The organism is Shigella sp. SIG3, from assembly GCF_053555855.1.
In genome coordinates this window covers 1-8,206 of sequence record NZ_JBQZXE010000142.1, presented here as the reverse complement: position 1 = coordinate 8,206, position 8,206 = coordinate 1, and the positions used below count along the sequence as shown (strand labels likewise).

Annotated in this window: 3 protein-coding genes and 2 pseudogenes; all 5 read right to left on the bottom strand. The window is 48.0% G+C overall.

Annotated elements, in window-relative coordinates; all coding sequences use genetic code 11:
• On the bottom strand, positions 1-879 hold an 879-nt coding region (gene narH, locus ACUU1I_RS18080; protein ID WP_032157042.1), incomplete at its 3' end, for a nitrate reductase subunit beta.
• A pseudogene (narZ, locus tag ACUU1I_RS18075) lies at positions 876-4,509 on the bottom strand (nitrate reductase Z subunit alpha). The gene narH and the pseudogene narZ, both read right to left, overlap by 4 nt.
• Positions 4,510-4,590: 81 nt before the next feature.
• Positions 4,591-5,979: pseudogene (narU, locus tag ACUU1I_RS18070) on the bottom strand (nitrate/nitrite transporter NarU).
• A gap of 323 nt (positions 5,980-6,302) precedes the next feature.
• Entirely contained in the window at positions 6,303-7,634 is a 1,332-nt protein-coding gene (locus ACUU1I_RS18065; RefSeq protein ID WP_000627092.1) for a leucine-rich repeat domain-containing protein, read from the bottom strand.
• A gap of 109 nt (positions 7,635-7,743) precedes the next feature.
• A partial coding sequence (locus tag ACUU1I_RS18060) for an IpaH-like protein (RefSeq protein ID WP_032327153.1) occupies positions 7,744-8,206 on the bottom strand: 463 nt, incomplete at its 5' end.

The window sequence follows — 8,206 nt, the reverse complement described above, 5'->3', positions numbered from 1 at the left end:
ATAGAGGTCAACTTCGCGCTCGGTGCTCGCCGCTTCCTCGATGCGGTCGGCGTCGTAAAGCAGCACGCCCAGATACCGGATGCGACCCACGCAGGTTTCTGAGCACACGGTGGGTTGGCCTGACTCAATTCGCGGATAACAGAAGATACATTTTTCTGACTTGCCGCTTTTCCAGTTGAAGTAGATTTTTTTGTACGGACAACCGCTAATGCACAAACGCCAGCCACGGCATTTATCCTGATCAATCAGCACAATGCCGTCTTCTTCGCGTTTGTAGATAGCGCCGCTTGGGCAGGTCGCCACGCAGCTGGGATTGAGGCAGTGTTCGCACAGGCGCGGCAGGTACATCATGAAGGTGTTTTCAAACTGCCCGTACATCTCCTTTTGCATGGCCTCGAAGTTGCGGTCGCGGGCACGTTTTTCAAACTCGCCGCCCAGCAGTTCTTCCCAGTTTGGGCCCCAGATCACTTTGTCCATCCGTTTGCCGTCAATCAGTGAACGCGGGCGAGCAGTAGGGATATGTTTGCCTTCCGGTGTGCTATGCAAATGTTCGTAGTCGAAGGTGAAAGGTTCGTAGTAATCATCAATCTGCTGCGGCACCACCGGGTTGGCGAAGATTTTGGTTATTACGCCCATCTTGCTGCCCAGACGCGGACGGATCTTGCCATTCACATCGCGGACCCAGCCGCCTTGCCACTCTTCCTGATCTTCCCAGTTTTTCGGATAACCAATGCCCGGTTTGGTTTCGACGTTGTTAAACCATGCGTACTCCATGCCTTCGCGTCCGGTCCAGACGTTTTTACAGGTCACCGAACAGGTATGGCAGCCGATACATTTATCGAGGTTAAGCACCATGCCGACTTGCGAACGTATTTTCATTTTTTCGCCTCCTGTACCTGATCGCGACCTTCATCATCCAGCCAGTTAACGTTCTTCATCTTGCGGATCATGATGAATTCGTCGCGGTTCGAGCCGACGGTGCCGTAGTAGTTAAAGCCCCAGGCCAGCTGCGCGTAACCGCCAATCATATGCGTCGGTTTCGGGCAAACGCGGGTGACCGAGTTATGAATGCCGCCGCGCATGCCAGTTACTTCCGAACCAGGAATATTCATAATGCGTTCCTGGGCGTGATACATCATGGTCATGCCCGGCGGTACACGTTGGCTGACCACCGCGAGAGAGCGTCAGCATTAGCAGGTTTTCACTGTAGGTTGAGTGAATGCCCCATTTCTGGTGCGGCGTCAGGAAGTTAAGTGCTTTTTCCTGGAAGCCGTTTGGCGGTATCTGGCGCATCTCACTGACGCTACGGGTGTCGATAGGCGGGCGATAAGCCACCAGGCTTTCACCAAAAGCACGCATCCACGGATGATCCTGATAGAGCTGCTGGCGTCCCGACAGCGTGCGCCACGGAATTAACTCATGAACGTTGGTGTATCCCGCGTTATAGGATACGTGATCGCTTTCCAGACCGGACCATGTGGGGCTGGAGATAATTTTACGCGGCTGCGCCTGAATATCGCGAAAGCGAATCTTCTCGTCCTCTTTGTGCAGCGCCAGATGGGTATGTTCGCGCCCGGTGATCTCGCCCAGCGCCTGCCACGCTTTGACTGCAACATGACCGTTGGTTTCCGGTGCCAGTGCCAGAATCACTTCTGAAGCGTCAATGGCGGTGTCAATCAGCGGACGCCCCTGTGCCGGGCCATCACGCTTGGTGTAATTGAGTTTGCCGAGGAAATCGATTTCATCCTGGGTATTCCACGAAATCCCTTTACCGCCATTGCCAAGTTTGTCCATCAATGGCCCGAGCGAGGTAAAGCGTTCATACGTAGCAGGGTAGTCGCGCTCCACCGCCACAATATTCGGCGCGGTTTTACCCGGGATCAGATCGCATTCGCCTTTGCGCCAGTCGAGCACTTCACACGGCTGTGAGAGCTCTGCCGGAGAGTCATGCAGCAGTGGTTGTAATACCACGTCGGTTTCTTTGCCAAGATGGCCCACGCACACTTGCGAAAATGCTTTGGCAATACCTTTGTAGATTTCCCAGTCGCTGCGTGATTCCCAGGCCGGATCGACCGCCGCAGAAAGCGGATGAATAAATGGATGCATATCCGAGGTGTTCATATCGTCTTTTTCATACCAGGTGGCGGTGGGCAGGACGATATCGGAGAACAGGCAGGTACTGGACATGCGGAAGTCGAGCGTCACCAGCAGGTCGAGCTTGCCTTCAATCGCCGCAGTTTGCCACTCGACTTCTTCCGGTTTGATCCCGTCGCTGGCACCGAGTTCCTCGCCCTGAATCCCGCTTTCGGTCCCCAGCAGATACTTCTGCATATACTCGTGGCCTTTGCCGGAGGAGCCAAGCAGGTTAGAGCGCCAGACAAACAAATTACGCGGATGATTGCTGCCGCTATCTGGTTGTTCGCAGGCCATACGTAAATCGCCCGATTTCAGCGCCTGGGCGGTAAATTCTGTGGGGGATAATCCGGCCTTGTCGGCTTCAGCTTTAATCCCGAGCGGGTTACGCCCCAGCTGCGGCGCAGAAGGTAGCCAGCCCATACGTTCGGCGCGAACGTTGAAATCAATCAGATGACCGCTGTACTTACTGGCATCGGCGAGCGGTGAAAGTAACTCCTGAGCAGAGACTTTTTCATAGCGCCATTGGCTGGAATGATTGTAGAAAAACGAGGTGCTGTTCATCTGGCGCGGTGGTCGGTTCCAGTCGAGCGCAAAGGCCAGTGGCAACCAGCCGGTTTGTGGGCGCAGTTTTTCCTGGCCGACATAGTGTGCCCAGCCGCCACCGCTTTGCCCGACACAACCGCAGAAGATCAGCATATTGATCATCCCGCGGTAGTTCATGTCCATGTGATACCAGTGGTTAACACCTGCGCCGAGGATAATCATTGAGCGCCCATGCGTTTTATGGGCGGTATCGGCAAATTCGCGGGCGATGGTTTCAATATACTGGCGCGGTACGCCGGTAATTTGCTCACCCCAGGCTGGGGTGTACGGTTTGATTTCAGCGTAATCTTTCGCGCTGTTTTCATCTTCCAGCCCGCGATCGAGGCCGTAATTCGCCAGTACCAAATCATAAACGCTGACCACTGGACAGGTGTTGCCATCGACTAACGTCAGGTTTTTAACGGGCAATTGGCGCACCAGCACCGGATTGTGTTTTACGCTGCGAAAATGCGGATTTTCAATGCCGCCAAAGTAGGGGAAGGCCACGCCTGCAACAGCATCATGTTGACCGAGCAGGGTTAACGACAATTCGGTTTCCGTACCGGCGGCAATGGATTCCAGATTCCATTTGCCTTTTTCTCCCCAGCGGAAACCAATCGAACCGTTCGGCACTACCAATTCACCTGCGGTATTAACTGCTACGGTTTTCCACTGCGGATTGTTGCTTTCGCCCAGTCCATCCACCAGGTCAGATGCGCGGATCATGCGCCCGGGAACGTAGCTACCATCGTCGCGAGGCTCCAGCATTACCAGCATCGGCATGTCGCTGTAGCGGCGGCAGTAGTTGATAAAGTAGTCGCTGGGATTATCGAGATGAAACTCTTTTAAAATCACATGCCCCATTGCCATCGCCAGGGCGCTATCAGTGCCTTGTTTCGGTGCCAGCCACTGGTCGCACAATTTGGCCACTTCAGAGTAGTCAGGGGTAATGGCGATGGTTTTAGTGCCTTTGTAGCGTACTTCGGTAAAGAAGTGGGCGTCCGGCGTACGTGTCTGCGGTACGTTAGACCCCCAAGCGATGATGTAGCTGGAGTTATACCAGTCGGCAGATTCCGGTACGTCGGTTTGCTCGCCCCAGGTCATCGGCGAGGCGGGCGGCAGGTCGCAATACCAGTCGTAGAAACTTAAACAGGTGCCGCCAAGCAGCGACAGATAACGCGTTCCGGCGGCGTAAGAAACCATCGACATCGCCGGGATCGGCGAGAAACCGGCAACGCGATCCGGGCCGTAGGTTTTGATGGTCCAGACGTTAGCGGCGGCAATCAGCTGGTTTAGTTCCTGCCAGTTGGAGCGGATAAACCCGCCGCGCCCACGCACTTGTTTGTAGCTCAGGCACTTTTGCGGATCGTTCATAATCGATGCCCACGCCAGTACCGGATCGCTGTGTTGTTTGAGGGCTTCGCGCCACAGTTCAATCAGTCGTTTACGAATGAGCGGGTATTTCAGGCGGTTAGCGCTGTAAAGATACCAGGAGTAACTTGCGCCACGCGGGCAGCCGCGAGGTTCATGATTGGGCAGGTCAGGGCGAGTGCGCGGGTAGTCGGTCTGTTGGATTTCCCAGGTCACCAGACCATTTTTAACGTAGATTTTCCAGCTACAGGAGCCTGTACAGTTAACGCCGTGGGTGGAACGCACGATTTTGTCGAACTGCCAACGCTGGCGATAGCTGTCCTCCCAGTCGCGGTTGCTATGCATCACCTGTCCGTGACCATCGGCAAAGGTTTCGCCCTTTTGTTTGAAGTAGCGAAAGCGATCCAAAAGTTTACTCATGACATGACTCCTGCTCCAGGAATGAATTGGGATCTGATGCCTTGTCGGATGCGACACGGTTGTACATCAGGCATCGATCTCTTATTTTTGGCTGAACTTCCGCCGACCATAAACCAGCCAGGTCAGCAGCACACAAACGATGTAGAAGATTAAAAACACTTTCATCGCGCCGACCGGAGAGCCGGTCATATTGAGCGACATGCCAAATGCCTGCGGAATAAAAAAGCCGCCCACTGCGCCAATGGCTGAGATAAAGCCCAGCGCTGCCGCCGTTTCGGTGACGGCTTCTCTCTGAGCTTGCTCATCACTACCGCCTTTCATCTTCACCCGATAAATGGTTATCTGGCGAAAGATGACGGCGATCATCTGGAAAGTAGAACCACTTCCCAGACCCGCGGTCAGAAACAGCCCCATAAATACGGCGTAAAAGGCGATGAAATTACCGGAGCCTGTGCCCGGTAAGGTAAGGAACAGCAGGGCACTGAAAATCGCCATAAAAATAAAGTTGATCAACGTCACCCGCACGCCGCCGAATTTATCGGAAATAGCACCACCAACCGACCGCGCGATGGCACCAATAAATGGGCCAAAGAACGCCAGGCGCAGAATATTCACATCCGGGAACTGGGTTTTTGCCAGCATGGCAAAACCCGCAGAAAAACCGATAAACGAACCGAAGGTGGCAAGGTAAAGCAGGCTCAGCAGCCAGAGATGCAGGCGTTGTAAGACAGGGAGCTGGTCGGCAATTGAGGCGCGTGAACTGGCGATATCATTCATCCCTGACCAGGCGGCGATCGTGGCAATCGCCAGTAGCGGTACCCAAATCCATGCGGCATTCGCCAGCGACATCACCGAACCGTCGGCCTGCGGTACGCCATTGACGCCGAGAAAGGCAAATACAGGTACAAAAATGACCAGCGGTGCAACCAGCTGCATTACACTTACACCTAAGTTTCCTAATCCGCCATTAATCCCAAGAGTGCTCCCTTGTTTGGCTTTTGGAAAGAAGAAACTGATATTGCCCATGCTCGAAGCAAAGTTTGCACCTGCAAAACCGCATAGCAAAGCGATAACGATAAATATCCCAAAAGGAGTATTCGGATTTTGCACGGCAATTCCGAGCCAGACGCAAGGAATAATCAGGATTGCAGTACTAAAAACCGGCCATTGGCGTCCACCGAATATAGGCACCATAAAGGAGTAGGGAACACGCAATAATGCGCCAGAAACGGAGGGTAATGCGGTTAATAAAAAGAGTTGATCGGTAGTAAAATTAAAACCGATTTTATTGAGATTAACGGTAACTGCGCTAAATAGCATCTAGACACAGAAGGCAAGAAGTAGACAACTGACTGATATCCAGAGGTTTCTTCGAGCAATATGTTTTCCTTTATTTTCCCAGAAGGCCGGATTTTCTGGTTTCCAGTCGCGTAAAAGATAACGACTATTTTTCTCATTTTGCAGTGCCATATTGTTCCTCACATGCACACATTGGTAATGAAAAAAGACAAAACAGGAGGTAAGGCGCAATAGCCAGTTATTAGAATTAAGGATGAATTGGGTGAAGTGCTGATTGAAAGAATAGATAAGAAAGCGTAACCGCGGGGGCAGAATGGGGATTAAGTAGCCAGATATGTGTTACTAAATGTAACTAACAAGCTAACCTTCAAACGGGGGTTAATCTTTGAACGTATGTCATGTTTCAACCCTTCAGATCGTGAATCTAAAGGGTTACATATTAACTATATTCTCAACAAGACCAGACACTTATAGAATTAGTGATGATTTATTCACTAAAAAGGCCATGAATTGGAGGAAAACGATCTGTCCAGAAAGTCTATCGGTTCCTCTCTTATTGCCTGATTGTAATAATCGTTATTATAGTAAGTATTGTTTATTTCATCTAAGGTCATGTTTTTAACTTTTATATTCCTCTGGTTTACAACTTCCTCTGTCTTGTAAGTGTGTATATTATATGGGATATATGCTTTTTTAATAGTATAGTGAAACAATTCGTTATCCACATCTATTCCGTCAGAGTGAACTTCAAATGCACCAGGCGAAAGAATTGCCAGGCCAGTATTAAGCTTAAGTGCTGGGGAAAACAAATTAAATAACATGAGCTGCATAGTAGGGCAATTGTTCTTCCCAGAAACATTTAAAAAATTTAAGTTTTTGCTCTGTTTTATTATGGGGAATAAAGTTCCAATATCGGATGTATTATTAGTATCAATGTGGGTTATTTTATTATTGTCCAGTCTTAAACTTTTGATAGATGGAAGATAAGTCAGGAAATCAAGATTTATATATTTCAACTGGTTGTTAGCAGCGTTTAATGTCTGAACATTGCGGAAGTTGCTATAGAATATTTTAATTTCAGAAAGCAAATTGTTGTTAATAAGTAACGTATTCAAGTTGGGAAATAAGACATTGTGTAAACTTGTTAGTTTATTATGGGATAGATCCAGCAGTAAGAGTTCATTTTTATTACCTGCAACAATATCAGTTAATTGATTATGGCTGAGATTCAGGTATTGCAGCCATTCGCAAGATTCTAATTGCACAAACTCTAGTTGATTATGTGCCGCACTAAAATAAGTAACTGATGAAAGCCTATCTATATCAATATTTCTGAGAGCATTATTATTCATAGATATATGTGTAATACTTACATTTCTGCCTTGAGGAAAATTTATTGACTCAAGAGCATTACTATTCAGACTTAGCTTTACGAGTCTATCGTAGTTGGTTGCATCAAAATGTGTGAGTTGGTTATTATCAAGATTGATAGAGGTGAAGTTTTGCAGCCCTGGTGGTTGAGTGGTTAAATTAAGTCCTGATAAATCAATGGTCACTTCATTAGTGTCATCAATTATATTTCTTACTGCAGTCCAGTACTGCATTTGTGCAAGTGGATCATTGTTGATGCCGTTAACTAATACATGCCAAAGATGTTTTGATGATATTAGTTGATCAATGTCATTGGTTGGCAGTAAATTGTTATTGCTTAAGTTTAAATATTCCAGTTTTGTAGTGTTTTTGGCGTTTAAATGTGCAATATGGTTGTCGTTTAAAGTGATTGTTTTCATCTTGGGATGATTGTGTAATATAAGGTCAGTGATCATATTGTGATGGGCACTTAACTCAATCAGAGATTCTTGCCGGGAGACATCCAGCGATGCTAGCTTGTTATAATCAAGATTAAGAAATTTCAGTTTATAACTATCAGAAATATCATTTTTTTAGGCTGTTATTTTGCGCTTCCAGATTAACCAATGAATGCTGATTTTTTAAATCTAAACTTTCCAGATTGTTATGATCAATATAAATGTTTTCCAGTTTTGGTTCTTTTGGAAAGGTTATCGTGTTAATTTTATTAACGCTGAGGTTGATATTAACGAGACTGGCAATGTCAGCTAAGTCAAGACAAGTTAGACAATTGTTTTCCAGATTTAACGTATTAACTGTCGAGGGGATAGGCGGTAATTCACTCAAATCAAGATATGACAAATCAAGAGATGCCATGTTCGAATTGTAAGCTTCTTTAATTCGCTCCACGGCAATTGCTCTTTCTTCACCATTATTAACCGATTTATTACCCCATTGTTCTAGTCGTTCACAAAAATTGCTGGAGATGGTTTCTTTGTTAGGTAATGCGTTATTAAGTTGATAACTGGCATTATTTTTTACACAAGCT

Coding starts and splice junctions, on each gene's coding strand:
- ACUU1I_RS18065 (WP_000627092.1), bottom strand. CDS start 7,634: ATGATCACTGACCTTATATTACACAATCATCCCAAGATGAAAACAATC.